This is a genomic window from Allobosea lathyri (assembly GCF_900108245.1).
In the GTDB taxonomy this organism is placed as follows: Bacteria; Pseudomonadota; Alphaproteobacteria; order Rhizobiales; family Beijerinckiaceae; genus Allobosea; species Allobosea lathyri.
The window spans coordinates 135,686-162,438 of sequence record NZ_FNUY01000004.1 but is presented as its reverse complement, the minus strand read 5'-3'; the positions used below and the strand labels follow the sequence as shown (position 1 = coordinate 162,438).

General features: G+C 65.8%; 21 protein-coding genes and 1 tRNA gene. 12 read left to right on the top strand and 10 right to left on the bottom strand.

Annotation, left to right across the window (positions count from 1 at the left end; all coding sequences use genetic code 11):
- Positions 1–84: 84 nt before the first annotated feature.
- Positions 85–1,293, bottom strand: coding sequence for a hypothetical protein (locus C4S73_RS11320; protein ID WP_146071327.1), 1,209 nt, complete (start codon positions 1,291–1,293; stop codon positions 85–87).
- Positions 1,294–1,299: 6 nt separating this feature from the next.
- On the opposite strand from C4S73_RS11320, the gene C4S73_RS11310 reads away from it, so the two are divergent.
- Genes C4S73_RS11310 through C4S73_RS11300 form a run of 3 tightly spaced genes read left to right on the top strand, consistent with a single transcriptional unit; the run spans position 1,300 to position 3,103 of the window.
- Positions 1,300–1,752 (top strand): hypothetical protein, encoded by a 453-nt coding sequence (locus tag C4S73_RS11310; protein WP_146071326.1) that lies wholly within the window; start codon positions 1,300–1,302, stop codon positions 1,750–1,752.
- Positions 1,752–2,003: a hypothetical protein gene (locus C4S73_RS11305; RefSeq protein WP_103872605.1), complete on the top strand. Its 252-nt coding sequence runs from the start codon at positions 1,752–1,754 to the stop codon at positions 2,001–2,003. Before C4S73_RS11310 ends, C4S73_RS11305 begins: the two co-directional genes overlap by 1 nt.
- Positions 2,004–2,020: 17 nt before the next feature.
- Positions 2,021–3,103, top strand: a complete 1,083-nt coding sequence (locus tag C4S73_RS11300; RefSeq protein WP_103872604.1) for a tyrosine-type recombinase/integrase — start codon at positions 2,021–2,023, stop codon at positions 3,101–3,103.
- A gap of 57 nt (positions 3,104–3,160) precedes the next feature.
- Here C4S73_RS11300 and C4S73_RS11295 read toward each other — a convergent pair.
- Positions 3,161–3,237 (bottom strand) — tRNA-Arg (locus tag C4S73_RS11295).
- Between the two features lie 28 nt (positions 3,238–3,265).
- Between C4S73_RS11295 and C4S73_RS11290 the strand changes: the two genes are divergently transcribed.
- The 3 genes from C4S73_RS11290 to C4S73_RS11280 all read left to right on the top strand — a co-directional run bounded on the left by C4S73_RS11290 (position 3,266) and on the right by C4S73_RS11280 (position 6,512).
- Positions 3,266–4,030: a hypothetical protein gene (locus tag C4S73_RS11290; protein ID WP_103872603.1), complete on the top strand. Its 765-nt coding sequence runs from the start codon at positions 3,266–3,268 to the stop codon at positions 4,028–4,030.
- A gap of 49 nt (positions 4,031–4,079) precedes the next feature.
- The gene (locus C4S73_RS11285) at positions 4,080–5,519 is read left to right on the top strand and encodes a M48 family metalloprotease (RefSeq protein ID WP_244595557.1); all 1,440 of its coding nucleotides are present in this window, start codon (positions 4,080–4,082) and stop codon (positions 5,517–5,519) included.
- Between the two features lie 123 nt (positions 5,520–5,642).
- On the top strand, positions 5,643–6,512 hold the full coding sequence (locus C4S73_RS11280) for a dienelactone hydrolase family protein (RefSeq protein ID WP_103872601.1): 870 nt from the start codon (positions 5,643–5,645) through the stop codon (positions 6,510–6,512).
- Between the two features lie 257 nt (positions 6,513–6,769).
- On the opposite strand, the gene C4S73_RS11275 is transcribed toward C4S73_RS11280, so the two are convergent.
- The 6 genes from C4S73_RS11275 to C4S73_RS11250 all read right to left on the bottom strand — a co-directional run bounded on the left by C4S73_RS11275 (position 6,770) and on the right by C4S73_RS11250 (position 13,989).
- Positions 6,770–7,375 carry a CarD family transcriptional regulator gene (locus C4S73_RS11275; protein WP_103872600.1) on the bottom strand — a complete coding sequence of 202 codons (606 nt, stop codon included), beginning with the start codon at positions 7,373–7,375 and terminating at the stop codon, positions 6,770–6,772.
- Positions 7,376–7,754: 379 nt separating this feature from the next.
- On the bottom strand, positions 7,755–8,090 hold the full coding sequence (gene fdxA, locus C4S73_RS11270) for a ferredoxin FdxA (RefSeq protein ID WP_103872599.1): 336 nt from the start codon (positions 8,088–8,090) through the stop codon (positions 7,755–7,757).
- Positions 8,091–8,257: 167 nt separating this feature from the next.
- Positions 8,258–8,566: an RNA-binding S4 domain-containing protein gene (locus C4S73_RS11265; protein WP_103872598.1), complete on the bottom strand. Its 309-nt coding sequence runs from the start codon at positions 8,564–8,566 to the stop codon at positions 8,258–8,260.
- A 26-nt stretch (positions 8,567–8,592) separates the two neighbouring features.
- The gene (locus C4S73_RS11260) at positions 8,593–12,009 is read right to left on the bottom strand and encodes a helicase-related protein (protein WP_103872894.1); all 3,417 of its coding nucleotides are present in this window, start codon (positions 12,007–12,009) and stop codon (positions 8,593–8,595) included.
- Between the two features lie 412 nt (positions 12,010–12,421).
- Entirely contained in the window at positions 12,422–13,309 is an 888-nt protein-coding gene (locus tag C4S73_RS11255; protein ID WP_103872597.1) for an alpha/beta fold hydrolase, read from the bottom strand.
- 233 nt (positions 13,310–13,542) lie between these two features.
- Positions 13,543–13,989 (bottom strand): MerR family transcriptional regulator, encoded by a 447-nt coding sequence (locus C4S73_RS11250; RefSeq protein ID WP_103872596.1) that lies wholly within the window; start codon positions 13,987–13,989, stop codon positions 13,543–13,545.
- Between the two features lie 75 nt (positions 13,990–14,064).
- On the opposite strand from C4S73_RS11250, the gene C4S73_RS11245 reads away from it, so the two are divergent.
- From C4S73_RS11245 to C4S73_RS11235, 3 genes are all read left to right on the top strand, one after another.
- Positions 14,065–16,524: a heavy metal translocating P-type ATPase gene (locus C4S73_RS11245; RefSeq protein ID WP_103872595.1), complete on the top strand. Its 2,460-nt coding sequence runs from the start codon at positions 14,065–14,067 to the stop codon at positions 16,522–16,524.
- A gap of 31 nt (positions 16,525–16,555) precedes the next feature.
- Positions 16,556–17,179 (top strand): methyltransferase family protein, encoded by a 624-nt coding sequence (locus C4S73_RS11240; protein ID WP_160115735.1) that lies wholly within the window; start codon positions 16,556–16,558, stop codon positions 17,177–17,179.
- A gap of 187 nt (positions 17,180–17,366) precedes the next feature.
- On the top strand, positions 17,367–18,158 hold the full coding sequence (locus C4S73_RS11235; RefSeq protein WP_146071325.1) for a GDSL-type esterase/lipase family protein: 792 nt from the start codon (positions 17,367–17,369) through the stop codon (positions 18,156–18,158).
- Positions 18,159–18,164: 6 nt separating this feature from the next.
- Here C4S73_RS11235 and C4S73_RS11230 read toward each other — a convergent pair whose 3' ends face one another.
- On the bottom strand, positions 18,165–19,139 hold the full coding sequence (locus C4S73_RS11230; protein ID WP_103872592.1) for a KpsF/GutQ family sugar-phosphate isomerase: 975 nt from the start codon (positions 19,137–19,139) through the stop codon (positions 18,165–18,167).
- Between the two features lie 182 nt (positions 19,140–19,321).
- Between C4S73_RS11230 and C4S73_RS11225 the strand changes: the two genes are divergently transcribed.
- A complete protein-coding gene (locus C4S73_RS11225; protein WP_103872591.1) occupies positions 19,322–20,848 on the top strand; it encodes an outer membrane beta-barrel protein in 1,527 nt (508 codons plus the stop codon).
- Positions 20,849–20,946: 98 nt separating this feature from the next.
- Here C4S73_RS11225 and C4S73_RS11220 read toward each other — a convergent pair whose 3' ends face one another.
- Positions 20,947–22,794: a M3 family oligoendopeptidase gene (locus C4S73_RS11220; protein WP_103872590.1), complete on the bottom strand. Its 1,848-nt coding sequence runs from the start codon at positions 22,792–22,794 to the stop codon at positions 20,947–20,949.
- A 289-nt stretch (positions 22,795–23,083) separates the two neighbouring features.
- Here C4S73_RS11220 and C4S73_RS11215 point away from each other — a divergent pair, with 289 nt between their 5' ends.
- Both C4S73_RS11215 and C4S73_RS11210 read left to right on the top strand, forming a co-directional pair.
- Entirely contained in the window at positions 23,084–24,577 is a 1,494-nt protein-coding gene (locus C4S73_RS11215; protein ID WP_103872589.1) for a sigma-54-dependent transcriptional regulator, read from the top strand.
- Positions 24,578–24,684: 107 nt separating this feature from the next.
- The gene (locus C4S73_RS11210) at positions 24,685–26,673 is read left to right on the top strand and encodes a L,D-transpeptidase scaffold domain-containing protein (RefSeq protein ID WP_103872588.1); all 1,989 of its coding nucleotides are present in this window, start codon (positions 24,685–24,687) and stop codon (positions 26,671–26,673) included.
- Positions 26,674–26,753: the final 80 nt, after the last annotated feature.

Here is a 26,753-nt window from a genome sequence, read left to right as displayed (position 1 = left end):
ACGCCCAAGGAGGGCCGCCCCCTTACGAGGGCGAGGCGACGGCCGCAGCGGCTCTCGCCGCTTCGGCAATTCACATGACGGCGCTCATTCCTGCCGGCGCCGGCGAACAGGTTGCGGCTGCTGCTGCCCCGCCTCGAAGCCCTTGCGCCATTGCCGATAGTCCTGCCGCTCTTCCGCGTCCTCGGCGAAGATCTGGCGCAGCGTGCCCAGCTCATCGGCGATGCGTTCCTGGACCTCGACGCCGCGCTCCGTCGCCTCCGCGATGCGCCGCTGCTCGGTGACGAGGTCGCGTATCGGCTGCATGTCGGTGATGCCGGCAACCGCGTTGCCAATGCCGAGGTTCTGTCGGGCCTGCAACTTTTCGGGCGTGGTGAAGCCCTGAACAGCGTCGACGCGCAGGCGCTTGGCGAGGGCATCCGCCGTCGCACTATCGAGCGCGGCCAGCCCCGAAGCCGCGCCGTTAGCGACATCAGCGACGGCATCAACGTCGTCGGAAAGCGCCGCCACCTGCCCGGCGACCGTATCGACCTGACCGGAGATGATAGCGACCTGATCGGAGATGATATCGACCTGATCGGCCACGGCTGTGACCGAGGCTGCGGCGGCTTTCTCGCCGTCGAGCTCGACCAGCGCAGCTTGCACCGTGAGGGCAGAGATCCCGCCGGCGGGCGTGAAGAGCGTGTTGGCGGCGCTGATCGCGAGGTTGGCGCGCACTGCCGCTTGCGCCTCAGGATCGCCGGCGAACTCGATCAGGCGGTTTGCCGCCAACATCGGCCGCGACACCGAGAGCTGTGTGATCAGCGTGGCCAAGCGGCCGATCGGCAGGGCATTGATCCCGAGCACGAGCAGACAGGCGCCGGCTGCGATATCGGCACCAGTCCAGGGCGCGCCGAGCGCGATCGTGTGATTGTCGACGGTGTGGCGGGCGATCGCGGTCTGCCCGGCGGGGCCGATCAGCATGAAGCCGGCCGGCGTGCCTTCCGCCCCTTCGCCGCCGATCAGCTGGGCGAAGTTGAGTGGCTCGGCCGCGCCGCCAGGCGCCGCCAGGTGCGTCGCGGTCAGGACCGTGTCGCCTGCCGCGACGCCGACGCCGCTCAGGATGTAATAGCCGGTTGCCATGAAGTCCTCACACGTAGCCGGTGACGTCCACGGCGGCGAAAACGCCGTCGCTGTGATAACGCCGCCGATCACGTCGATCATGAAGCCGGCATCCGTCATCGTGCCGCCCGACGTCGTCGAGGCCCGCATGCGGATCCGGCTTGCGGGACCGCCGGGACCGACCGACGCGACCATGTCGAATTGCCCGCTCGCCGAGACGGCATTGACCTTGGCCTCGATCTCGGTGGCATAGCCGACGCTGGCCTTGCCCAGGTCGAGATCGATGACCTAAGCGACTGCTGGAGCCTCCACTGGCGCGACTTTCTCTCCATGCTCGTGTCGTGCCGCCGGGCGCCAGAAGACGACATCCATCTGCCGGAGCCTCACTCGCTTCGCCCGCACCTGTCGGACGGCATCCTGCACTGCGTCACGCATGCCTATGGCGGGACCGGACTTCGGGCTGGCTATCGCGACCATTTCTATGCGGCCGACACAGACCCGGAAATGAAAGCCGCGCTCTATCACGGCCTTTTCGCGATCCACCGCCGTGAGCGCGGCCGGCACGGCGGGCCGGATATGATCATGTACGAGCTGACGGCGCTCGGCCGGAACGTCGCGCGCGGCGAAGCCGAAACCTATCCGAGGTTCGGCTGATGCCGCGCACCTCCGGACGGATCGAAACGATTTCCTGGGTGCCGCGCGGTCTCTGCAAGGAGGAGGCGGCCTATTACATCGGCGTCGGCACCACCAAATTCGACGAACTCGTTGCCGATCGCCGGATGCCGCGAGGCAAGAAGATCGACGGCCGCATCGTCTGGGATCGCGTCCAGCTCGATATGGCCTTCAGCGACCTTGCCGAGGCCGGCGAGAACGCGATCGACGCCGCCTTGCGGAAGGCCGGGTGACTCCGTAGCGTCACCCCATGAACGACCATCCCAACGCCGGCCCCTACAGAGATCGCCACGGCCGCGAGCGCTGGCGTTTCCGCCGCGCGGGCAAGACCGTCGCGCTGCCGCACAACCCCGGCCACCCGGAGTTCGAGGAGGCCTATCTCGCTGCGGTCGAAGGTCGCAAGCCGCGCAAGGCCGAGGTCAAGCGGCACCCCAGCTTTGCCCTGCCGCGCACGCTGCGCGCTGCCTGGCGCATCGTCATCACCAAGACGACGGAGTGGCAGCAGCTCGACGCGGTGACGCAGCAGAAGCAGTCCTCGATCGCCGAGACTTTCCTCAATCTGCCGATCACCGACGGCGTCGATACGCTCTGGGGGGAGGCCCCGCTCGCCGATCTCAAGCGCCGGCACTTGAAGGCGCTGCTCGCCGAACGCAGCGACCGCCCGCATGCGGCGCGCCATCTGCTCGTCGCAATCCGCAAGATGATTCTGGTCGGGCTCGACGAGGAGTGGATCGAGAACGATCCGAGCTATCGGCTGAACTATCGGCCCAAGCTCAAGGGCTGGCGGGCCTGGACGGATGACGAGCGCGAGCAGTTCGAAAAGCGCTGGCCTATCGGCACGACGCCGCGCCTCGTCTACACGCTGGCGCTTTGGCTGGGCAATCGACGCAGCGACGTCGCTGCCCTGCCGGTCTCGGCCATCCGCGACGACACGATCGCGCTGAAGCAGATAAAAACCGGCCGGGAGATGCGGCTGTCGATCTCGCCGATGCTTAAGGAGGCGCTGGACGCCACCGACCTGAAGGGGCCGACCATCCTGTTGACCGCCTATGGCAACCCCTTCTCAGCAAAGTCCCTGACCGGCCGCATGGCCGACTGGACCAAGGCGGCGAACCTGCCCAAGGGCTGCACCTTGCATGGCCTGCGCAAGACGCTCGGCGGCATGCTGGCCGATGGCGGCGCCACCACCCGCGAGATCATGGATACGCTCGGCCATACCGACATCAAGCACGCCGAGCTTTACACCAAGTCCGCGAACCAAGAGCGCCTGGCGCGGGCAGGGCTGGGCAAGGTGACGTTGCTTCACGAGGAGCGCAAAAAGCGGGGAGGCTAACCGGTTGGCGAACCACCTTGGCGAACCGTCTTGTAAGTATTTGAAAACATGTATTTTTGGCGTCCCGGAAGGGATTCGAACCCCTGACCTACGGTTTAGGAAACCGTTGCTCTATCCTGCTGAGCTACCGGGACGCACGCGAAACCGTGTAGCATAATCGGCATGCCGGTGAAGCCTCTTGTTGTCGCTTTTGTTGCGCTGATGTGTTCCGGCAGCTTTGCCGGCGCGAATGATGCCTGTTCCGGGCTCGTGCCGGAGGAAACGATGGTTCGGCTGGCTGGCGTCGATGCCGCCGGCGATCCGGTGCTTACGGACGGGCGCTCGCTGCGCCTTCTCGGGCTGGCGCCAAGGCAGGATGCAGCGGAGGCGACCCGCTTCGCCGACGCTATTCTGGGCTGGCGCGACAAGGACCTCCTGCTCCTGGCCCAGGCAGGTGTCGACCGTTGGGGGCGGACCACTGCCCGGTTGTTCCCCGCGGACGGGCAATCGGATGAGGGCGCGCCCGACCTCGCCAGTCTCCTGCTGCGCAGCGGGTCGGCCTCTGTCATGCCCGAGCCCGGTCTGGTGGGCTGTGATGGCAATGCCGGGACCATCGCGGCGCAGAACCGGGAGCAAGGCAGCTCCCGCGCGATCGATGGTCACGATATTGCCGCGCTGAAGGCGCAGGAAGGGCGCCTGATCCTGCTCGAGGGACGGATTGCCTCGGTTGGCGAGCGTTCGCAGCGGACTTATATCAATTTCTCGCGGCGGCGCGGGGAGGCTGCGTCGATCGTTTTGTCACAGAAGCTCTGGCGCGATCTGAAGGATGCAGGCTGGACCGCGAGCGGGCTGAGCGGTAAACGCTTGCGTGCGCACGGAATACTGTCCGGGCGGGACGGTCTCCTGCTCGACGTTACATCGAGGCTCGCGCTGGAATTGGTCGACTGACGGAATGCTGGCGCTCTGGCGACATGGATCCCTGGCTCTTCGGAAGCGGTTGGCGGCGCTCGCGCTGCCGGCATTGCTGCTCGTTGCCTGCGGCGGCGATCAGAACGCGCTGCTGCCACCGGAGCGCCCGGCCGATGGCGAATTCGCGCCGAGGATCAGCACGGTCCAGCGCGCTTCCGACCGTGAGCACCAGCGCCTGCTGGCAGCCTTCGGTGGTGAGTACCGTGCGCCGAAGGCTCGCGCGGCGCTCGACGATGTCGTCCAGCGGCTGGCCAAGGCTAGCGAGGGGCAGATCGGCGCCTACGAGATCACGATCCTGAATTCGCCGGTGGTGAACGCTTTCGCCTTGCCCACCGGCAGGCTCTATGTGACGCGCGGTCTTCTCGCCCTGGCCAACGACACCTCCGAGATCGCCTCCGTTCTGGCTCATGAGATCGCGCATGTCACGGCGCAGCATGCGGTCGAACGGGCTGAGCGCGAATTGGAATCGGCCCTGGTCAGCCAGGTCGTCTCGCAGGTGCTGAAGGACCCGGCCCAGGGGGCTGCCGTACAGGCCGGGTCGAAGCTTTCGCTCGCACGCTTCTCGCGGCAGCAGGAGTTGACGGCCGACCAGATCAGCGTGCGCAACATTTCGCGCGCAGGTTATGATCCTTATGGCGCGGGGCGCTTCCTGGGTGCGCTTGGCCGCAATACGGCCTTCCGCAACAGCGCGCAGAACCAGAGTGCGGACGACAAGCGTCTCGACATTCTGTCGAGCCATCCCCAGACGCCCGAACGCATCGCGGCCGTGACGGCCGCGGCCCGCCAGATCGGGGCGCCCGGTATCGGCGAGCATGACGCGGCGCGCTGGCTCGCAGCGATTGACGGCCTCGCTTACGGCGACGATCCGCGCGATGGCGTGGTTCGCGGCCGGCGCTACCTCAACAGCGCCTTGCGGATCGCCTTCAGCGCACCCGAGGGTTTCAGCCTCGAGGCGGCGCGCGACATGGTGATCGGTGTCAGCGCCAATGGAGCGCAGGCTCTGCGCTTCGATTCGGTGACGCTCAAGGCCGGGCAGACGCTGGAATCCTATGTCGCCACGGGCTGGATCGAGGGCGTCGAGACCACAGGGGTCGAGAAGCTCGAGATCAGCGGCCAGCCGGCAGTCGTCGCGACAGGCAAGGGGACCGACTGGACCTTCCGGCTCGCGGCGGTGCAGGCCGGCGACAGGGTCTACCGCTTCATCCTGGCGGCGCGCGGCGGCAACGACCCTAGCCGCGCCATGCAGAGCGTTCTCGACAGCTTCCGTTCGCTCGCGCCCACGGAGGCTCAAGCGGTGCGGCCGATGCAGATCCGGCTCGTTGCGGCCTCGGCCGGCGATACGCCGGCGAGCATGGCCGCGCGCATGCCCGAGCAGGAGCGCGCGCTCGAACTGTTCATGCTGTTGAACGGGCTCGACCGCAATGGCGCGCTGACGCCGGGCCAGCGTTACAAGATCATCGCCGAATAGCGCCCCGAAAGCCCGGTAAGCGTCTTCACGAAGCTGCGATCTCGGCGGCGCCTCTCGCGTGTCACCGGCTTTTCTTGGCTATGATGGCCTTACGCGCGCAATCCACTGCAAAGGGGTAGGGACATGGCCCTCGATCGCCGGATCGTCGAACTCTACGATGAATACACGCATAAGCCGCTCGATCGCCGCGTTTTCATGAACCGGCTTTTCCTGCTCGCAGGTTCCGCGGGCGCAGCCGAAGCCGCACTGGCGCTGCTCGAACCGAATTATGCCCATGCCCAGCAGGTCGCGCCTGATGATGCCCGGATCACCGCGTCGCGGCTGGAGCAGAGCGTCGATGGTGTCGCGCTGAAAGGCTATCTCGTCGCGCCCAAGGCTGCCGGACGGCGTGGCGGCGTGTTGGTTATCCATGAGAATCGCGGACTCAATCCCCATATCGAGGACATCACGCGGCGCATGGCGCTCGCGGGCTTTACCGCACTGGGCCTGGATTTCCTCACGCCGCTCGGTGGAACTCCTGCCGATCCCGACGCCGCGCGGGCGCTGTTTCCGCAGCTCTCCGCGGAGGCGGTGGTCCAGCAGGCGCGCGCCGCACTCAAGCTGCTGGTCTCGCGCTCTGACGCGACCGGCAAGACCGGCGCGATCGGGTTCTGCTGGGGTGGTGGCGCCGTGAACGACCTTGCCGTATCGGCGCCGGAGCTGGCGGCGGGGGTGGTTTTCTATGGCCGGCCGCCGGATCTCGCCAAGGTGCCGCAGATCAAGGCGCGGATGCTGATCCAGCAGGCCTCGCGCGACACGCGACTTGTCGAGATGGTGCCGGATTATGAGAAGGCTCTGAAAGCGGCCGGCATCCGCCACGAGATCATCATCTACCCCGATGTCGACCACGCCTTTCTCAACGACACGAGCGCCGAGCGTTACAATGCCGCGACGGCGAAGGTTGCCTGGGATCGCTCCGTCGCTTTCCTGGCAGCTGAGACCGGCGCGGCGTAGGGCTTGATGATTTCCCTCGGAGCCAGCCCGTCATCCTGGGCGACCGCAGGTCGTCCCGGGATCCATCGTAAACCTCTGCTCCCTACGATGGCTCCCGGATCTGCGCGGCTTGGCCGCTTGTCCGGGATGACGGCGGGTTTCCAGATCAATCATCAAACATCGAGCGCACAGCCCGTCTGCAGATCACCTCTTCAGGCCAAATAAAAACCCGGCGGCTGCCCGCCGGGTTTTCGATTTTCCGCAGGTGGTCGCCCTGATCAGGCGGCCTCCTCCTGGATATCGTCATTGTCGCTGTCGGCATCGCCCTCGGCAGCTTCCACGACTTCGCCCTTGCCGGGACGGCGCGGCGACTTGGCGAGCTGGCCTTCGATCTTCTTCAGGGCCTCGGTCTCGGTGATGTCGTCGACCACCGCGATTTCGCGGGTCATGCGATCGACAGCGGCCTCATAGAGCTGGCGCTCGGAATAGGACTGCTCGGGCTGCGCCTCGGAGCGGTACAGATCGCGGACCACCTCGGCGATGGCGACGAGATCGCCCGAATTGATCTTGGCTTCGTATTCCTGGGCGCGACGCGACCACATGGTGCGCTTGACGCGGGCGCGGCCGGTCAGCGTTGTCAGGGCCTTGGTGACGCTCTCGGCATCGGCAAGCTTGCGCAGGCCGACGCTGGCGGCCTTGGCGGTCGGGACGCGCAACGTCATCTTGTCCTTGGCAAAGCTGACCACGAAGAGTTCAAGCTTGAAGCCGGCGACTTCCTGCTCCTCGATCGCCGTGATCTGGCCGACGCCATGAGACGGGTAGACGACGAACTCGCCCGTCTTGAAACCAAGGCGTACAACAGCTTTCTTAATCACCGTGGACATGCCGTTACGACTCCTGACCGGACCGCTTGACGCGGGCTCGAGATTGTCCGCCTCCGGCCGGATGACCAGAGACACTCTGCCTGATGCGGGCTGCGTTGCCGCGCCGCTTCACGCTCCCTCAGCTGATCGTCTCATCTGTGCCTCCGGACGCGGACGACATTCGGCTCCGGCAAACTGTGCCGGCGTCCTTCGTCAACCGTCTCTCAGGGGGCGCCCCGTTTGTGAAAACCTCGCAGGGGCATGCGGAACGAATTCGACTGAGCCCATTATGTATCACAAAAAACACGCCGAATCAAAGGTAAACGCGATTCCGCGTTCCCGCCGCCCGCAGCGGAACAGGCCTGGTTAACGCCCGTCAAAGACTGACCAAAGGTCAGGCTCAGTCGCCTTCGCCGGGTTCCGGCGAGAAGAGTTCGAGCTTTCCAGCGACGCCATCGAACGCCTTTGCGTCAGGCGGAGCATCTTTCTTCTGACTGATATTGGGCCAGCTCGATGCATATTTCGTGTTGAGTTGCAGCCAGCTCTCAAGACCCGGTTCAGTGTCGGGCTTGATCGCCTCGGCAGGGCATTCGGGCTCGCAGACGCCGCAATCGATGCACTCGTCGGGATGGATGACGAGCATGTTCTCGCCTTCATAGAAGCAGTCGACCGGGCAAACCTCGACGCAATCCATGTATTTGCACTTGATGCAGTTCTCAGTGACCACATAGGTCATGTCGCCGGCCCTTCCCCGTCTGCTAACCGGCCCCATAAAGACCTGACAGGCTCAGGTTTCAAGGCTGATTCAGCTGCTTTCGGCAGCAGGAATTTCTGTTTCACACCGGAGCGGGAGAATAAATCCGCTCACTCACGATATTCGTTTGTGCACGAACGATATCAAATTTAGCCGTCTGCCCCGTCCTCCGCAAGCGACGCATCGCCGCGCTCCTCGTCGAGGCGGCTGTAGAGCTGACGGGCTTCCTCATAGGGGCCGCGCCGCTCTCCCAGCGCGACCACGCGCGCCAGCACGGTCGCGTGTGGCAGAGCGAGCGTCAGCACATCGCCAAGCTTCAGCGCGTGCGACGGGCTGGTGATCCGGCGCCCCTCGACCCGGACATGGCCGTCCTCCACCAGACGCACGGCGGCCGGGCGCGTCCTAGCGAAGCGCGCGAACCAGAGCCATTTGTCGAGGCGTTGACGATCATCCCGCAACAGGCACCTATCCCGTCGGCTCTTGCCTAGGTCTTCCGCCCTTCGAGCTGCGCCTTGAGGGCAGCGAGCTTGGCGAAAGGTGAATCCGGATCGGGCTCACGCTCGACCGGGCGCGGCCTTGGCGGTTGCTGGAAGCGCTCGCCACCGCGATCGTCGCGACGCTGTCCGCCGCCCGCAGGCTTTGAGCCGTCGCGCTTGAAGTCGGGCCTCGGCCCACGCCCCTGCTCGGGACGTCCGTTGCGCGAAGGCTGGTTCTGCCGGGGCTGGTCGTCCCGCCGCGGCGGCCTGTCGGGGCGAGGGGCAGCGGCTGGTGCCGCATCCGTCGTCGCCACAGCCGCAGCCACAGGTGGCCGGTTCGGGCGGCCGTCACGCCGCCGCTCATCCTGGCGACCTTCGCGATTGGGTCGATCACCACGGCGTCCGCCAGGCTGGCGCTCGCCCGGTGCACCTTCGCGCTGACCGCGATTGGCCTGGTCGGGTCTGCGCCCGCCCTGATGGCGGTGCGGCCGCCAGACCTCGATCAACTCCGGCTCGGCTGGGGGCGTTGCCGGTACTTCGGCTACCGCGACCGCCTGGACCTCTGCACCGGCTTCGGTCGGCGCTTCCGTGGAGACAGTCGGCAACGCGGCCATCGCGTCGGCCGGAACGGGCTCGCGAACGGGCTCCAGTTCCGCCTCGGTCAGGATCGGCGCATCCGGCGTCTCGGAGACAGCAGGCTCGGCTGCCTCGGGCTCAGCTGCCTCCGGCTTAGCTGTCTCAGCTTCAGCTGTCTCAGCTTCAGACGTGGCATCCGCCGTTTCGACAACGGTTTCTTCCAGAGAGACTGTTTCGTCGGCAGGCGCCTGCGTATCGGCCGTTTCCTGCGCCTCGACCGAAGCCGCCTCGGCGCCTTCGTTGAGCAGTTGGGCGGTGTCGGAAGCCGGAGCTGCCGCTTCAGCCTTGGCGGCCGGAGCAGGCGGCACGGCAAGCGGCACTGTGATCGCCGGGCCGGGACGCTTCACCGAGACATAGCCGAGCGAGCGCAGGATCGAGGCGAAATCCTCGCCCGCGCAGCCGACGAGCGAAGTCATCGCGCCGGTCGCGACGAAACCGTCCTGATCGGCCGTGCCGGTCGGCGGTACGCCCTGCGTCAGGCCAGGGCGATAGGCGATGGCGGGGCGGATGAGATCGGCCAGGCGCTCCAGGATATCGACACGCACGGCCCGCTCGCCGCAGACGCGGTAGCCGGCTGCGCGGTAGAGCCCCTTGGGGATGATCTTGTCGACCGGGAACGAGGTCCGGCCCGATGCCGCGAGATGGGCGATATCGTCGAGGCCCATCAGTTCGGGGCCGCCATGCTTCAGCGCCCAGAGCTGGGCTGCCAACGCACGCGGCGCAGGCTTCAGCAAAGCGGGCACATAAAGATGGAAGGCGCCGAAGCGGATGCCGAGCTGACGCAGGGCCGCGCGGCCTTCCTGGTCGAGCGCCTTCATCTCCTCGCCGACCTTGGCGCGTTCCAGAACGCCGAGCGCCTCGGCGGTCTGATAGGCGATGCCGCGCGCGATGCCGGTCAGCGTCGTCGCGTCCTCAAGCAGTTGCAGCGCGCCGAGCAGGCGGGTGACGTGATTCTTCAGCCAGAGCGCCAATCGCGCCTCGACCTGTTCACGCGCCTGCCCAGTCAGATGCTCCTCGACGAGCAGGCGCAGGCGCGGTTCGATCGCCTTTTCGCCCGCCACAAGGCGCGCGACCGGCTCGCCGATCCAGCGCAGCAGCCCGTCATGCGACAGCACGAAGGCGTCGTCGCCAGCCAGAACGACGCGCGCGGCGCGAGCTTCGATCTCGCTGCCCAGCGCCTTCATCGCGGCCAGGTTCAGGGCCTTCGCCTCCGGCCCGCCTGCTTTCGGGTCCGCTGTAAAGCGGAATCCCTGAAGCATTCCAACGTGCTGGCCCTCGACGAGCACATCGCCCGTCGTGGTGACCTCAGCCTCCAACATTGCATTCTCCCGCAAACGACGCATCAGCACACTCGTGCGCCGATCCACAAAACGGCTGGCGAGCCTCTCGTGCAAAGCGTCCGACAACTTGTCCTCTACAAGACGCGCCACCCCCTGCCAATGCTCTGGATCAGGTAACCAGTCAGGACGGTTTGCTACAAAGGTCCATGTCCTGACCTGGCTGATGCGGGCGGAGAGGGTGTCGATCTCGCCATCGGTGCGGTCCAGGGCTGCCAATTGCGCCCGATACCAGTCGATATCGAGGTGGCCGTGGCGCATCAGGCGCAGATAAAGCGTGGTTGCGAGATCGGCATGCTGCATCGGAGCGATCTTGCGATAATCCGGCAGTCCACAGACTTCCCAGAGCCGTTCCACCGCGGCCCGGCCATGGGCCAGCGCCTTGACGTCGGGATCTTTCGCCAGGATTTCGAGCGTCGTCATGTCCTCGGCGATCAGCGCCCGGGTCAGCCCCTGCTCGCTGGGCTGAAGATTGAGGCTGTCCAGCAGGCCCTGGACGGAGCGCAGGTCGAGGTCGGTATTGCGCCATTGCAACTGCCTGATCGGCTCGAAGCGGTGATTCTCGATGGCATCGACGAGATCGGCCTCGAAAGGCGGGCAGCGCCCGCTGGTGCCGAAGGTGCCGTCGCGTAGATGCCGGCCGGCGCGGCCAGCGATCTGGCCGAATTCGGCTGGATTGAGCTTGCGGAAATGATGTCCGTCGAATTTCTTGTCGGCGGCGAAGGCGATGTGGTCGACATCGAGATTGAGTCCCATGCCGATCGCGTCAGTGGCGACGAGATAATCGACATCGCCGGACTGGTAGATTTCGACCTGCGCATTGCGGGTGCGCGGGCTTAGCGCGCCGAGCACCACCGCGGCGCCGCCCTTCTGCCGGCGGATCAGCTCGGCGATGGCGTAGACCTCCTCGACCGAGAAGGCGACGATGGCCGAGCGTGGCGGCAGGCGGGTGATCTTGCGATCGCCGGCGAACAGCAGCTGCGAGAGGCGCGGGCGGGTCACGACATTGACGCCGGGCATGAGCTGCTCGATCAGCGGGCGCATCGTGCCGGCGCCGATCAGCATCGTCTCGGCCCGGCCGCGGCGGTTCAGCAACCTGTCTGTGAAGACATGGCCGCGATCGAGATCGGCGGCGAGCTGGACCTCGTCGATCGCGACGAAATCGACCGCGAGATCACGCGGCATCGCCTCGACGGTGCAGACCCAGAAGCGTGGCCGCGCCGGCTTGATCTTCTCCTCGCCGGTGACGAGCGCGACTGCGTCAGCGCCGACCTTCTCCACGACGCGCTGATAGACCTCGCGCGCCAGGAGCCGCAGCGGCAATCCGATCATGCCGGTGGGATGGGCGACCATCCGCTCGATCGCGAGGTGGGTCTTGCCGGTATTGGTGGGCCCAAGCACGGCGGTGACGCCATTGGCACGGACCGAGGGCGGCAGGGAGCGTTGTGAAATCAAGGACGCAGCCGATCATGACATTCAGCCTCGCCCTACGGAGACGCCGGTCGGGCGTCTCGCAATGGGGCAAGGCCAGCTCGTGAAATTAGAATCTGGAACGAGTCCTGAACGAAGCAGGCCCGAATCGCTGACTCGTGCTGAGTCGGGTTTCGTTCTCTGCGAGATGTTGCGGCTCAAGGTGGATGGGCCACCATATCTGGAATCGCAAACCGGCATCATCCACCCTCTCGCGCGACAAATGTGAACGGCGGCCGGCCGCATAGCGCCCCGCCTATTTAAGCCTTCCTCTCCGGGAAACGAGGGGGTCGTGAGAAAACGGCGGCGCGCGAACGAATGTGGCGGGTATCGCCGAATTGCGCCCTCGGGGAACAGCCGGTCCGGTCATGCCGGCGGAGAGGCCCCGTCACGCTCAGCCGAAAAATTCCGAAAACACCTGCGCGGCCTCGTCGGGCGCCTCGACATGGACGAAATGTCCCGCCGTCTCGCAGAAGGTGGTCTCGACCTCGTCGAAATGCTCCGGGAGGAAGGCGGCCCATTCCGATTTCAGGATCGGGTCGTGCCGACCCCAATGCACGCGCGTCGGCTGGCGGATGCGGACGGAGGGGGTGGGATGCCCATCCATGGCGGCGAGGCGTGCCGCGTTCTGGCTGCGGTACCAGTCGAAGCCGCCGCGCAGATTGCCGGGCTTCATGAAATTGTCGATCCAGAGATCGAAGGCCGGCGCGAAGGCATCCTTGCGATGGCACCAATGCCCGAGGAAATGCCCGAAATAGAGCGCGCAGGCCTCGCGGTTCTGGCCGACCATGAGTTCGGCGAGACCGAGTTGCTGGAAGGACTGATACCAGATCTCGTTGACATGCCCCTCGCGGACCCAACGTGTGCCGACGCTCGCAGTCGGGCAATTGAAGAACAGCAGCCTGTCGACGAGCTGCGGGTGTCGACGGGCCAGGGCCTGGGCAACATAGGCGCCGACATCATGGCCGACGACGCCGACCGGGCCGGTATCCAGCGCGGCGATCAGCGACGCCATGTCGTCGGCATGGGTATTCGCACCGGCGTCGCTGCGTGGCGTCGCGGCCTTGGCGCTGTCGCCGAAACCGCGCAGATCGGGTGCGATCAGGTGGAAATCACCATGCAGGCGGTTCATCAGCGGCAGCCATGTCGCCCAGAATTCGGGCCAGCCATGCAGCAGCAGGATCGGCATGCCGGAGCCGACCTCGGCCACGTGCAGCGTCGTATCGCGCACGGCGATATGCCGGTGGCGCAAACCGGGCGGCAAGGCGAAATCGCTGGGCATGACGGCTCCGAGACAAGCTGAGGCGACGAGGCTAAAGCCGCTTCGGACGCTACGGCAATCGCCCTGAGCGCATGAGCCCGATGCAACAGGGCTTCTCCACAGTCGGCGGAGAAAAAAGCCGCCATCTTCTCGCGAAATTCGAGCTGAGCATGCCGGCCTCGGCCGCTGACTACCGGGGGCACTCGGATGCAGCCAGAACGAATCAGCCCGATCAGCGGTTTCGGGTGGCTGACTCAATGCCGCACATGCCGGCACTGGCCGTGGTCGGCGAGAGCTTCAATGATCGCGCAGTCGCAGGCCGCGACCCCGCCCGAGCAGGTTGCAGCGATGCGCTCCAGCTCTTTTTCCAGCGAACGCAGCCGGGCGATCTTGTGGCGGACATCGTCGAGATGCGCGACCGAGATCGCATGCGCTTCGTCGCAGGTCATGCCCGGCGTGTCGGAGAGCTTCAGCAACGCGCGGATGCCATCGACGGGGAAGCCGAGATCGCGCGCATGTTTGATGAAGGACAGGCGCTCGACATGTTTGTGGCCATAGCGCCGCTGGTTGCCCTCCGAGCGCTCCGGCGGCGGCAGCAGGCCGACCTGCTCGTAATAGCGGATGGTCTCGACCTTCACGCCGGTCTGATCGGCGAGGGCCCCGATCGGGACGACGCGTTCGAGTTTTTTTGCGTCGGGCATGATTTTCCTCTTGAACCTCTAGTCGCTCTAGCTTGTACATAAGCTGTCTCGCAGCCCCGACAAGCGGAGAGACGCATGTCCGACATCGCCCGAACCCAATCGCAGATCCTAAGCTGGAAAGTTTCCGGCATGGATTGCGCAAGCTGCGCGGCGACGATCCGTGGCGCCGTCGAGCGCTTGCCGGGGGTCTCGGATGTCAAGCTCTCGGTGATGACCGAGTTGATGACGCTTTCGCTCGATGAAAGCCGGACGAGGCGCGATGCGATCGAGAAACGGGTCGCAAGCCTTGGCTACAAGACGGCGGTTGCGGCCCCGAGAGCGGAAAAGGTCAGCGAGCCCGCGGCAAGCTGTTGTTCCGGCCATGATCATGCCCATCATGACCACGGCAATCACCGTCATGGCGATCACGGTCACGGCGATCACGGCTCGGCAGATCACGCTCATGAAGGCCATGATTGCGCCGGACATGACCATGGCGGGCATGGGCACGATCATGCCGGCCACGCTCATGCCCGTTCCCAAGACCATTCTCACGGGCAAGAACATTCCGACGGGCATGACCATTCCCAGGGCGATTCCCACGGCAAGGCCCAGAGCGCGGCCGTGATCGGCAAGGCCGATTCCGGCCACGGCCTGCCCGGCCATGTCCATGAGGCGACGCCTGACGGCGTGTCCTGGTATCAGACCAATAAGGGCAGGCTTGTCCTCGTCACAGGCGCCTGTCTCGCCATCGCCTGGACTGCCAGCCTGCTGTGGCCGGCTGCGGCGCATTGGCTTTTCGTCGCGGCCTGTCTCATCGGCGTCGTCCCGGTCGCGCGGCGCGCCTTTGCCGCCGCCAGCGCCGGCATGCCTTTCACCATCGAAATGCTGATGACCATCGCCGCCACCGGCGCGCTGTTCATCGGCGCGGCGGAGGAGGCGGCGCTGGTCGTCTTCCTCTTCGCTGTCGGCGAGGTGCTGGAAGGCGTCGCGGCGGACCGGGCGCGGGCGTCGATCAGGGCGCTCGGCGATCTCGTGCCGAAGACCGCGATCATCGAGGAGAATGGCGCGACGCGGCAGGTCGATGCCGCCGCGCTGGCGATTGGGCAGATCCTGCTTGTCCGCCCCGGCGATCGCATCGCTGCCGATGGCGAGATCACCGATGGGGTGTCCGGCATCGATGAGAGCCCGGTTACGGGGGAGTCGGTGCCTAAGACCAAGGGCGTCGGCGAGCCGGTCTTTGCCGGTTCGGTCAATCGCGAAGCGGCGCTGCGCGTGCGCGTCAGCAAGGCGGCGGAGGACAACACGATCGCCCGCATCATCCGGCTGGTCGAGGAGGCGCAGGAGGCACGCGCGCCGACGGAGCGCTTCATCGACCGGTTCTCGCGCATCTATATGCCGGCAATCGTGGGGCTCGCCTTGCTCGTCGCATTCTTACCGCCGCTGGCATTTGGGGGAGAGTGGTCGGTCTGGATCTATCGGGCGCTCGCGCTACTGCTGATCGGCTGCCCCTGTGCGCTGGTGATCTCGGTCCCGGCCGCAATTGCGGCCTCGCTCTCGACGGGCGCGCGGCAGGGGCTGCTCATGAAGGGCGGCGTCGTCATCGAGGCTGCGGCGAAGACCGGAATCGTCGCCTTCGACAAGACGGGTACGTTGACCGCAGGCCGTCCGCGGGTCACCGAAATCCTCGCCTTCGGACAGTCCGAGCATGATGTCGTCGCATGGGCGGCGGCTGTCGAGACCGGCTCCAGCCACCCGCTGGCCATGGCGATCATCGACCGGGCAAAGGCGGACGCCATTCCTGTCCGTGCCGCGTCGCAGGCAACCGCCATCGCCGGACAGGGCGTCACCGGCGTGCTCGATGGCGTGGCGATCTTCGTCGGCGCGCCGCGTCATGCGGTCAAGCGGGCGCGGTTCGACGATCAGGCGAATGCCGCTGTCGAACGGCTGGAAGCCGAGGGCAAGACCGTGGCTGCGGTGATAGCGAATGGCAGCCTCGCCGGGCTCATCGCATTGCGCGACGAGCCGCGGGAGGATGCCGCTGCGGGCGTTGCGGAGCTCAAGGAACTGGGGGTTCGCTCGGTGATGCTGACGGGCGACAATGCCCGCACCGGTGCCGCCATTGCAGGCGCGCTCGGCATGGCCTGCAAGGCCGAGCTGATGCCCGACGACAAGGTCGCGGCGATCAAGTCGCTGGCGTCCGAAGCGCCGGTCATGATGGTCGGGGATGGCATCAACGATGCGCCCGCACTCGCTGCCGCTGGCGTCGGCATTGCCATGGGCTCGGGCACGGATGTCGCGCTGGAGACCGCCGACGGCGCGGTTCTGAAGAGCCGCGTCCGCGACGTTGCGGCGATGATCCGGCTGGCACGGGCGACGATGAGCAATATCCGCGTCAATATCGCCATCGCGCTCGGCCTCAAGGCGGTCTTCCTCGTCACGAGCGTGTTCGGCTATACCGGCCTGTGGGTCGCGATCCTCGCCGATACCGGGGCGACGGTGATCGTCACCGCCAATGCGCTGCGGCTGCTGCGCTTCAAGGCGGGACAGGCCTGACGCAACGCCGAGGGGTTTCCCGATGCAGGGAATGGAGATCGCCAGCTATCTGATGGTCGTGGTCTACGTCATCAGTTTCCTGGGGATGTCCGCGATCCTGGCGAAGGAAGCCGGACGTCCGATCTGGCTCTTCGACAGGGGGACGCGGGACCAGCGGCTGCCCGCCTTGCTGTTCCGCATCGCCTTCACGGGTGCGGTGTTCTGGCCGCTGGCACTGACGCTGTTCGGCAATCCCGTCCGCAACGATCCCGTGTTTGCCGCGCTGGACGGGCCCTGGCACGATGTCTTCGGCCATCTGCTCTGCGTGATCGGCGCCTGCATCGCGATCATCTCGCAGCGCTATATGGGGGCGTCCTGGCGCATCGGCGCGGCCGAAGGCGAGATCGGCGCGATCGTCGAGAGCGGTCCCTTCGCGATCTCGCGCAATCCGGTCTTCGTCGGGCAGGCCATCCTGTTCATCGGTTTGCTGATCGTGCTGCCGAGCCTGATCCAGGCGGGGTTGACGCTGGCGCTGATGGTGGCGATCCGCCTGCAGGTCGCAATCGAAGAGCGCGTGTTGGCAGCGACGCTTGGGCAGTCATATCGCGACTATCAGGGCCGTGTGAGGCGCTGGATCGGCTTCAGGACCGTGCGGGAGACGACGAAGGAGGCGTAGTGAATTACGCCTCATGACCTAGCGTTCGAGGGCTGGATTCACATTTCGCTAGAGCCGGATTGGTGCAGCCACCAAGTCTATATGCGTTGTTTTGATTGATCTTTGCGAATTATTCATGCAATGCGCGTATACGACATTCTCGGCAAAGACTCTAGCTATGCCGTTAAATTGCAGTTGAGGGGGCAATATGACCAAGAAACCAAAAGCAAAGCGAAAAGATACTTCGGCGCCATTGGGCGCCAAAAAGGATAAGGCGAAAGCTGCCAAGATTTTATCCTTCGTCGTCGAGGGTGACTCATGGGAGCATCTGCCGGATTTCGGCCTTAAGGCTCTGCCAATTGTTGGCGGTCCGAATTACGATCTGTCCCGCGCATTGGCGGCCCGTGGCCATACGATCCACAATATCGCCTATTGGGGGGACACTATCGCGGCGATTGCAGGCGCGCGCGACTACCTGAATGCATTGAAGCATACCAAGGCGAAACTGCTTCTGCTGGGCGGCGGCGGTAACGACCTGCTTGGGGGTAGCAAGCTTAAGACCTATCTAAGACTTTATAGCCCTGAGCGGCAGCCGAAGGACTATCTGCTTGATAGCTTCTATCAGGAGCTCCGCAATGTCATCTTGCACTACGAGGCGATCCTGGAAAGCATCGCAGCCGATTCAGCTTTGAAGAACGTCAAGATTGTCGTGCATGGTTATGACTACGCCAGGCCAATGAAGCTAGGCTGGCTTGGTGAGCCGATGGCCTTCGTCGGGATCGATGAATACAAGGCTGAGCTGCAGATCGACATCGTCAAGGTGCTGATGGACGCCTTCAACGAAGAGCTGAAAGCCTTTGCAGGGCGGCATAAAGCGGTGACCTATATCGACTTCCGTGGTGTCGTGGGCGATCGCTGGCACGACGAGCTGCACCCGAGCAAGGCGGCGTTCGTCGAACTCGCCGCCATCCTCGAGCAAAAGGTGATCGAAGCGTCCTAGCCTGGCTCACGCCACGCCGAGCGACAACAGATCGTGCACATGCACGAGGCCGACCGGACGGTCGGCCTCATCTGCAACGATCAGCGCGGTGATGCGCAGGCGGCTGACCATCTCCAACGCCTCGACGGCCAGGGCGTCAGGCGCTATGCGGCGGGGGTTGGGCGTCATGACGTCGCGTGCGCGCTGTGCAAGGCCGCCCCCTTGAGACAGCTTGCGGCGCAAGTCACCGTCCGTGACCACGCCGACCAGCCGGCCATCGGGATCGGTGACGACAGCGCAGCCGAAGCCCTTGGCCGAGATCATCTCGATGACGTCGGTCATGACGGCGTCGAGGCCGACGCGCGGCATCGCATCGGCCTGATGCATGATGCTGGCGACGGTCTTGAGCTGCGCGCCGAGCTTGCCGCCGGGGTGATAAACGAAGAAATCCTGGCGCGAGAAGCCACGCGCCTCCAGCAGTGCGACGGCGAGCGCATCGCCGAGCGCCATCTGCATCGTCGTCGAGGTCGTCGGCGCAAGACCGTTCGGGCAGGCCTCCTGCGCCTTCGGCAGGGTTAGCGTCACGTCGGCCTCGCGCCCGAGCGCGCTGTCGGCGTTCGAGGTGATGCCGACCAGCCCCACGCGGAAGCGCCGGCTATGGGCGACGATCGCGGCAAGCTCCGCCGTCTCGCCGGACCAGGACAGGGCGATCACCACATCCTCGGGCTGGATCATGCCGAGGTCGCCATGGCTGGCTTCTGCGGGATGGACGAAATGAGCGGGCGTTCCGGTCGAGGCCAGGGTCGCGGCGATCTTGCGGCCGATATGGCCGGATTTGCCCATGCCGGAGACGACGACGCGGCCGCTGGCGGCGCGGATCATCGCGACTGCCGCCGCAAAGGGCTCGCCGAGCCCGTTTGCGAGAGCGGCATGGAGCGAGTCGAGGCCGGCGCGCTCGGTGGCGATGGTGCGGAGCGCCGAAGCGCGAGTATCGGCTGTCATGACCGGGGCTCTAGCACAGCCGCGTCGATCAATTCCACAGCCTCGATGCCGGCTTGCGCCAAATTGGCCGATGACGGGCTGCGCCAGATTGACGGGCCGTTAACCCAGTTCGTTCTAACTCCATTAACCATGCGCGCCATCCCGGTGCGCTCAAGGCTTTTGCCTGGAGCAACGCAGCCCCCGTGTCCGGCCGCGCGAAAACCCTGCTTCTGTCCGGCGTCGCCATGGCGGGGCTTGCGCTTGCCGCGACCAGCGCGGCGGCGCAGCAGTCGGGTGCGCGCCTGCGTTCGACGGTGCCGGTCTATGTCGCGCAGCAGCCGCCGCCGGACGTGCCCGCAGCCCCGCTGGTGGCGACGTCCGAGGCTATCCCCGGCCCGGTCGGGATGATCCGGAACCAGACATCCGTGATTTCCCGCCGTGCGCCACCGCGCGCCAGCCGACCTGTCCAGGCGCCCGCGCTGCGCGGCGTCACCCAGCGCCAGTTTCGAGCGCCGCAGGCCGTCGTGACGCGGCTGCCGCCGCCGCCCGAACCGCCTCCGCCGCCACGTCGGCGGGCCGCCCTGGTAGAAGATCCCTATGCGCCGTTGGGCCTTCGGCTCGGCAATGTGGTCCTGAAGCCCGCCATCACCAATTCGGTGGGCTATGACACCAATCCAGAGCGGATCTCGGGACCCGACCGAAACAGCTCGGGGTTTCGCCGGCATGACGGCGAGGTCGAGGTCCAGTCGGACTGGAACGTGCACGAACTCAGGGGCAAGCTGCGGGGCGGCTATGTCGAGTACTTCCGCAACAATGAGGCCTCGCGGCCCGATGCCGAGGGTAATCTCGATCTCAGGCTGGATGCTGCGCGCGATACCCGGATACTGCTCGAAACGCGCGTGAAGCTCGATACGCAGCGCCCCGGCTCACCAGACCTGAACTATCCGGTCGTCGGCCGTCCGGCGGTCTATCAATACGGGACGTCGGCCGGCGTGACCCACGACCTCAACCGTCTGCAGATGACGCTGCGCGGCTCGGTCGATCGCGCCGACTACGAGGATGCCAGGCTCGTCAGCGGCGCGATTCTGAGCCAGAAGGACCGCAATCAGATGCAATACGGCTTGCGCCTGCGCGCGGCCTACGAGCTGACTCCGGGCATCAAGCCGTTCGTCCAGGGCGAGATCGATGCGCGCGACTTCGACCAGGCGGTCGATTCGAACGGCTACCGGCGCTCGTCGCGCGGTCTGACGGGGCGTGTCGGCTCGACCTTCGAGATCAGCCGCCAGCTCACAGGCGAAATCTCGGGCGGCTATCAGGACCGCGACTACGACGACACGCGGTTGAAGAACCTGCGCGGCTTCGTCGGCGATGCCGCGATCCTGTGGTCGCCGACGCCGCTGACGACGGTGACGCTACGTGGCACCGCCGACCTCGGCGACACGACGATTGCAGGTTCATCGGGCACGACGGCGCGCCGGGTCGCACTCGAGATCGCCCATGCGCTGCGCCGCAATGTGGTCGTGACCGGCTTCAGCACGTTCGGGCGCACCGAATATGAAGGGCAGGGACTGCGCGAGGATTTCATCAGCATCGGCGCGCGGATCGAATACAAGCTGACGCGGACCTTCTCGGTGCGCGCGAGCTTCACCAATGAGCGGCTGATCTCGACAGCGCAGGGCTCCGACTACACCGCGAATGTCGCGCAGGTCGGTTTGAGGATGCAGTTTTGAGGCGCCGTCATGGTCGGGCTTGACCCGACCATCTCATGACCGGAGGGCGCTGGTTTTCGAGAGGGTCGGGTCAAGCCCGACCATGACGTGTGGGCCGCCTACTCCATCCCCTCCAGCTCGATGATCATGCCTTCGATCATCGTCAGACCGATCTGCCAGAACGCGGGATCGCGCGCGTCGAGGCCGAAGGGCGCGAGCAGCTCGGCGTGATGCTTGGTGCCGCCGGCCGAGAGCAGGGCGAAATAGCGCTCCTGAAAGCCCTCCGCCGAGTTCTGGTAGACGCCGTAGAGCGAGTTCACCAGGCAGTCGCCGAAGGCGTAGGCGTAGACGTAGAACGGCGAATGGATGAAGTGCGGGATGTAGCACCAGAACGGCTCGTAGCCCGGGCCGAGCTTGATCGCCGGCCCCAGGCTCTCCGCCTGAACGCTCATCCAGAGTTCGCACAGTGCTTCAGCCGTCAGCTCGCCATTCTTGCGGGCCTCATGCACCTTGCGTTCGAATGTGTAGAACGCGATCTGGCGCACGACGGTGTTGATCATGTCCTCGACCTTGGCCGCCAGCATCGCCTTGCGCTGCTTTGCATCCCTGGTGCCGTCGAGCAGCTTGCGGAAGGTCAGCATCTCCCCGAACACGCTCGCGGTCTCGGCCAGCGTCAGGGGCGTCGGCGCCATCAGTGCTCCATTGGGCGCGGCCAGTACCTGATGCACGCCATGGCCGAGTTCGTGGGCCAGTGTCATCACATCCCGCGGCTTGCCCTGATAATTGACCAGAACATAGGGGTGCGCGGAGGGGACGGTGGGATGCGCGAAGGCGCCGGGCGCCTTGCCGGGCCGGGCTGGCGCGTCGATCCATTTCTCGTCGAAGAAGCGCCGCGCTATGCCCGCCATCTCCGGTGAGAAGGCATCATAGGCGCCAAGCACGGTGTCGCGCGCCTCCGTCCAGGGGATCGAGCGCTGCTCGACCTGGGGCAGTGGCGCGTTGCGGTCCCAGAAGTCGAGCTGCTCGCGGCCGAACCAGCGGGCCTTGAGCTTGTAATAGCGATGCGACAGCCGCGGATAGGCCGCGCGCACCGCGGAAACGAGAGCGTCCACGACCTCGCGTTCGACTCTGTTGGCGAGATGGCGGGAATCCGCGACATCCACGAACTTTCGCCAGCGGTCGGAGATCTCCTTGTCCTTGGCGAGCGTGTTGGTGATCAGCGCGAAAGTGCGCAACTGGCCGCGGAAAACCTCGCCCAGCGCATCGGCGGCAGCCTTGCGCACGGCGCCATCGGCATCCTGCAGCCGGTTCAGGGTCAGCTCCAGCGTCAGTTCCTCACCGTCGATCCTGAAGCGCAGCGAGGCGATGGTCTCGTCGAACAGCCGGTTCCAGGCGGCCTGGCCGGTCATCGACTTCTCGTGGAACAGCGCCTCGATCCGGTCTTCGAGCTGGTGGGGCTTGTCCTTGGCGAGGTCGGTGAGCCAGGGCTTCCAGTGCGAGAGCGGGGCGCGGCTTGCGATATCGGCCAACAGGGCGGCGTCGATGCGGTTCAGCTCAAGCTCGAAGAACAGTAGCTCGGTCACGGCGGCGTTCAGGCGGTCCTGCGTGTCGCCGTAGAATTTGGCGCGCTGCGGATCGGTCGTGTCGCCGGAATAGACGAGGCCGGCATAGGCGCCGATGCGTCCAAGCAGATCGCTGAGCACTTCGTAGGAGCTCACCGCCTCGGCCAGCACGGTGCTCGCATCCTCGTGCTGGGCGATGGCTTCGAGCTTGCCGCGATAGAGCTCGGCGAAGCGCTGCGCTTCGGTGAGCGCTCGTTCGAGATCGCCCTTGAACTCGCTTGAATCCATCCCCGGATAGAGGTGGCTCAGATCCCATTCCGGCAGCGGGCCGAGCGCCTTGGCGGTTCGCGCGGCGCTTTCGGTCGCACTGGCGCGCGCGGTGATCCCTGCAAACGCAACGGTCATCTCTGAAACATCCCACAGGCTGAAGAACAGTCATTCCCATATGCGCGGTGCAGAGCGCACGATCAATGTCGAGCCTCGCATGACGGCCGATCCAAGGCCTGACGCAAGGCCTGACGATCCGGCCGCGCTTAAGCGCCGATTAACCGTTGTGACCGAGGATGCCCCAGAACGGAACACGTGATTCCGGGTCGCGCGTGTTTTCTCTTCATATTGCCAGATCGACTGCCAAGCCTATGGCCAAGCCTACCCCCAGCCTTGCCCTGCCTTTTGTCCAAGCCTTCGAGGTTTCATGACCGCCACCGTCCTCGTCGTCGATGACGATCCCGTCCAGCGCCGCCTGCTCGACGCCATGCTCAAGCGATTCGGGTATGATGTCGTCACCGCCGAAAGCGGGGATGCGGCGGTCAAACTGCTCGGCGGGGGCGAGGGGGAGCGTTTCGATGCCGTTGTGCTCGATCTCGTCATGCCCGAGCTCGACGGCATGGGCGTTCTGGCGGCGCTGCGCGAGCGCGGCGTGGAAACGCCGGTCATCGTCCAGACGGCGCATAGCTCGATCGAGACCGTGGTCTCGGCGATGCGCGCCGGCGCGGTCGACTTCGTGGTCAAGCCCGTGGGTGCCGAGCGCCTGCAGATCTCGATCAAGAACGCGCTGAAGCTCGGCGCTCTCGAACACGAATTGCGCCATATCAAGCGCCGTGTCTCGAACACGCTCGGCTTCCGCGACCTCGCCACCAAGAGTGCCGACATGGCGCGCGTGGTACGCCTGTCGGAGCGCGCCGCGAAGTCCAATATCCCGATCCTGGTCGAGGGCGAATCCGGCGTCGGCAAGGAGGTGCTCGCGCGCGCCATACAGGGTTCCAGCGACCGCAAGGGCAAGCCCTTCGTCACCGTCAATTGCGGCGCGATCCCGCATAATCTGGTCGAATCGATCCTGTTCGGCCATGAGAAGGGCGCTTTCACGGGAGCGACCGAGCGCCATGTCGGCAAGTTCGTCGAGGCCAATGGCGGCACGCTCTTCCTCGACGAGGTCGGCGAATTGCCTCTCGACGCGCAGGTCAAGCTGTTGCGCGCGATCCAGGAGGGTGAGGTCGACCCGGTCGGCGGCAAGAAGTCGGTGCGCGTCGACATCCGCATCATCTCCGCCACCAACAAGAGCCTGCTCGAGCAGGTGAAGCAGGGCGCTTTCCGCGAGGATCTGTACTACCGCCTCAACGTCTTCCCGATCACGCTGCCGCCGCTGCGCCAGCGCCGCGAGGACATCGCCGATCTCGCGCGGGGATTTCTGGCGCGTTTTGCGGCCGAGGAGGGCAAGAAGCTGCGCGGCATCGCCCCGGAAACGCTTGGCCTGCTCAGCGACTATGACTGGCCGGGCAATGTCCGCCAGCTCGAAAACGCGATGTTCCGCGCGGTCGTTCTGGCTGATGGTGATGAGCTGACCATCGCCGAATTCCCGCAGATCGCGGCGCAGATGGACGGGTTCGACATCCGCATACCGCCCGCGCCGGCTTCCTTCTCACGCTCCGAGCCGCGCGACGACACGCCGCGCATCATCCAGATGCCGGTGCGCGATCCCAATGCGCTGGAACTCCTCGAGGGCTCCGACATGCGAAAGCTCGAAGAGCTGGAGCGCGAGATCATCACATTCGCGCTGGCGCACTACCGCGGACACATGTCCGAGGTCTCGCGCAAGCTCGGCATCGGCCGCTCGACGCTCTACCGCAAGCTCAAGGATTACGGGCTGATGGAGAGCGAACCCACCTCCGAGGATTCCGACGCGGCATAAGCGCCGCAGGGGTCGAATGCAGGTGGTTGTTGCGCCGCCGCATCTTGTCGAAGCAGCCGGGTTCACGCAGGAATGCGGACATCCGGCAAAGTTTAGGGATAGCGACCATGCGTCGTCGCCAATGGGCGAATCTGGCCTCCGCATCCGTCTTGGCGCTGGCACTGGGAAGTGCTGCTGCCCTGGCGCAGAGTTCCGGCAATACCGAACCGATGCTGGGGATCGCGTTTCCCGAGCAGCCGGCTCTGATCCTTCTCGAAGGCGAGAAACCCGCAGCGCTGCCGGAATTGCGCGGACAGCCGGAGGCGACCGCCCGGACCGAGCCGGCTCCCGACGCCGAGATGGTGACCGGCACGGTTTCGCCTTCCGGCCAGCCGCCACGAGGGCTTTCGACGCTCGAAGTCCCGCCGACGCGCGCCACGACTGCTCCGGCGTCGCCCGGCGTCGATGACGGCCCCGTCATGCTCGACATTCCCGATGTCGAGCTGCCGCCTGCCGACCCGGCGCTCGTTCCTGTCGTCAAGCCGCAAGCCGAGCCTCAGCAGGTTGAGCCTGAGCAGGCCGGACCTGAGCAAGTCGCACCTCAGCCCGAACCCTTGCGCGCGGCCGAGCCGCTCGTGCCGTTGCCCGAAATCCCGAAAGTCGTGATCGAGCTGCCGCCGGGCTCCGAATTCGCCGCGGATATCGCGACGTATGCTCCTGAGGCGCTGGCGCTGCCGCGCCTGGGCGAGCGCGAGCGAAACGATGTTCTGGCCGCCTATCAGGCCAATGAGAACCGGCCCTTCTGGATCGACGGCAAGGGCTGGAGCGAGGCGGGCAAGCGTCTGGTCGCGCAGCTCAGCCGGGCTCGTGAGGATGGCTTGCGGCCGACGGATTATCCGCTGCCGGTGTTCGAGGCGAGCGACAAGGGCCGCCTCGCCGAGGCCGATGTCAGGCTGTCGGCGCTGGCCGTGCTCTACGCTCGCGACGCGCGTGGCGGCCGCATCGATCCGCGCCGGCTGTCGAAGAACCTGACGCCGACGCTCTATCTGCCCTCGGCCACCGAAGTGCTTTCGGAACTGGCGGGCGCGACCGATGCCGGTGCGATGCTGGCCTCATATAATCCACCGCATGAGGGCTATCGCCGGCTCAAGGTCAAGCTCGTGGAACTGCGCGAGCATCTGGACGACACGCCGCTGGTTCGCATCCCCGCAGGGCCGGCGCTGAAGCTCGGCATGCGCGACGAGCGCGTGCCGCTGGTGCGCGCCCGGCTTGGGCTCGGCCCGTCGGAGGAGCCGGTATTCGACCGCTCGACGGCAACCGCGCTTGCCGAATTCCAGAAGCAGGCGGGCCTGCGCGCGAACGGCATCCTGAGCGCCCAGACGCTGGCCGCGCTCGGCACGCCCGCCACGGCGCGCGGCGAGCAGGACATCATCGCGCAGATGGAACGCTGGCGCTGGCTGCCGCCCGATCTCGGCGCGAGCCACATCATGGTCAATGTGCCGGAGTTCCAGGTTCGTGTATTCCGCGACGGCAAGCTGGTGCATCAGGCCCGCGCCATCGTCGGCAAGCCGGAATCCGCGACGCCGATCTTCTCGCACAAGATGGACCACGTCGTCGTCAATCCGTCCTGGTTCGTGCCGCCTTCGATCCTGAAGAAGGAGTTCCTGCCCGGCCTCGCGGCCGATCCCGACTACGCCGCCAAGCGCGGCTATGTCGTGACGCGGCGGGGCAGCAATATCTCGGTGCGCCAGCCGCCGGGCGAACGCAACGCGCTCGGCTGGATCAAGTTCATGTTCCCCAACGATCATGCGGTCTATCTGCATGACACGCCCAATCGCCGGCTCTTCAGCGCCGACAAGCGGGCTTTCAGCCATGGCTGCGTGCGCGTGGACAACCCCTTCCTGCTGGCCGACCAGGTGCTCGGCCCGGAATGGACGCATGAGCGCCTGAAGCGATTGATCGGCTCGGGCGAGCGGACGATCAGGCTGCCGGAGCCGATCCCGATCCACCTTGTCTACAACACCCATGTCATCGGCGCGGACGGCCGCCTGACGATCTTCGACGACCTCTACGGCTTCCATCGACTGGTCCGTCAGGCACTGGAGCAGCGCGGCTGAAGACGTGCCCGCGACACCGCGGGCACGGTTTCGCCACGATCTGCCGTTAGCCAGCTCTCGGCCGACAAAGTCATGGCGGC

Excerpts from the sequence above, each read along its gene's own strand:
- C4S73_RS11320 (WP_146071327.1), bottom strand. The coding sequence starts at position 1,293 with ATGGTCGCGTCGGTCGGTCCCGGCGGTCCCGCAAGCCGGATCCGCATG.
- C4S73_RS11305 (WP_103872605.1), top strand. The coding sequence starts at position 1,752 with ATGCCGCGCACCTCCGGACGGATCGAAACGATTTCCTGGGTGCCGCGC.
- C4S73_RS11300 (WP_103872604.1), top strand. The coding sequence starts at position 2,021 with ATGAACGACCATCCCAACGCCGGCCCCTACAGAGATCGCCACGGCCGC.
- C4S73_RS11290 (WP_103872603.1), top strand. The coding sequence starts at position 3,266 with ATGCCGGTGAAGCCTCTTGTTGTCGCTTTTGTTGCGCTGATGTGTTCC.
- C4S73_RS11280 (WP_103872601.1), top strand. The coding sequence starts at position 5,643 with ATGGCCCTCGATCGCCGGATCGTCGAACTCTACGATGAATACACGCAT.
- C4S73_RS11275 (WP_103872600.1), bottom strand. The coding sequence starts at position 7,375 with ATGTCCACGGTGATTAAGAAAGCTGTTGTACGCCTTGGTTTCAAGACG.
- fdxA (WP_103872599.1), bottom strand. The coding sequence starts at position 8,090 with ATGACCTATGTGGTCACTGAGAACTGCATCAAGTGCAAATACATGGAT.
- C4S73_RS11255 (WP_103872597.1), bottom strand. The coding sequence starts at position 13,309 with ATGCCCAGCGATTTCGCCTTGCCGCCCGGTTTGCGCCACCGGCATATC.
- C4S73_RS11250 (WP_103872596.1), bottom strand. The coding sequence starts at position 13,989 with ATGCCCGACGCAAAAAAACTCGAACGCGTCGTCCCGATCGGGGCCCTC.
- C4S73_RS11245 (WP_103872595.1), top strand. The coding sequence starts at position 14,065 with ATGTCCGACATCGCCCGAACCCAATCGCAGATCCTAAGCTGGAAAGTT.
- C4S73_RS11240 (WP_160115735.1), top strand. The coding sequence starts at position 16,556 with ATGGAGATCGCCAGCTATCTGATGGTCGTGGTCTACGTCATCAGTTTC.
- C4S73_RS11235 (WP_146071325.1), top strand. The coding sequence starts at position 17,367 with ATGACCAAGAAACCAAAAGCAAAGCGAAAAGATACTTCGGCGCCATTG.
- C4S73_RS11230 (WP_103872592.1), bottom strand. The coding sequence starts at position 19,139 with ATGACAGCCGATACTCGCGCTTCGGCGCTCCGCACCATCGCCACCGAG.
- C4S73_RS11220 (WP_103872590.1), bottom strand. The coding sequence starts at position 22,794 with ATGACCGTTGCGTTTGCAGGGATCACCGCGCGCGCCAGTGCGACCGAA.
- C4S73_RS11215 (WP_103872589.1), top strand. The coding sequence starts at position 23,084 with ATGACCGCCACCGTCCTCGTCGTCGATGACGATCCCGTCCAGCGCCGC.
- C4S73_RS11210 (WP_103872588.1), top strand. The coding sequence starts at position 24,685 with ATGCGTCGTCGCCAATGGGCGAATCTGGCCTCCGCATCCGTCTTGGCG.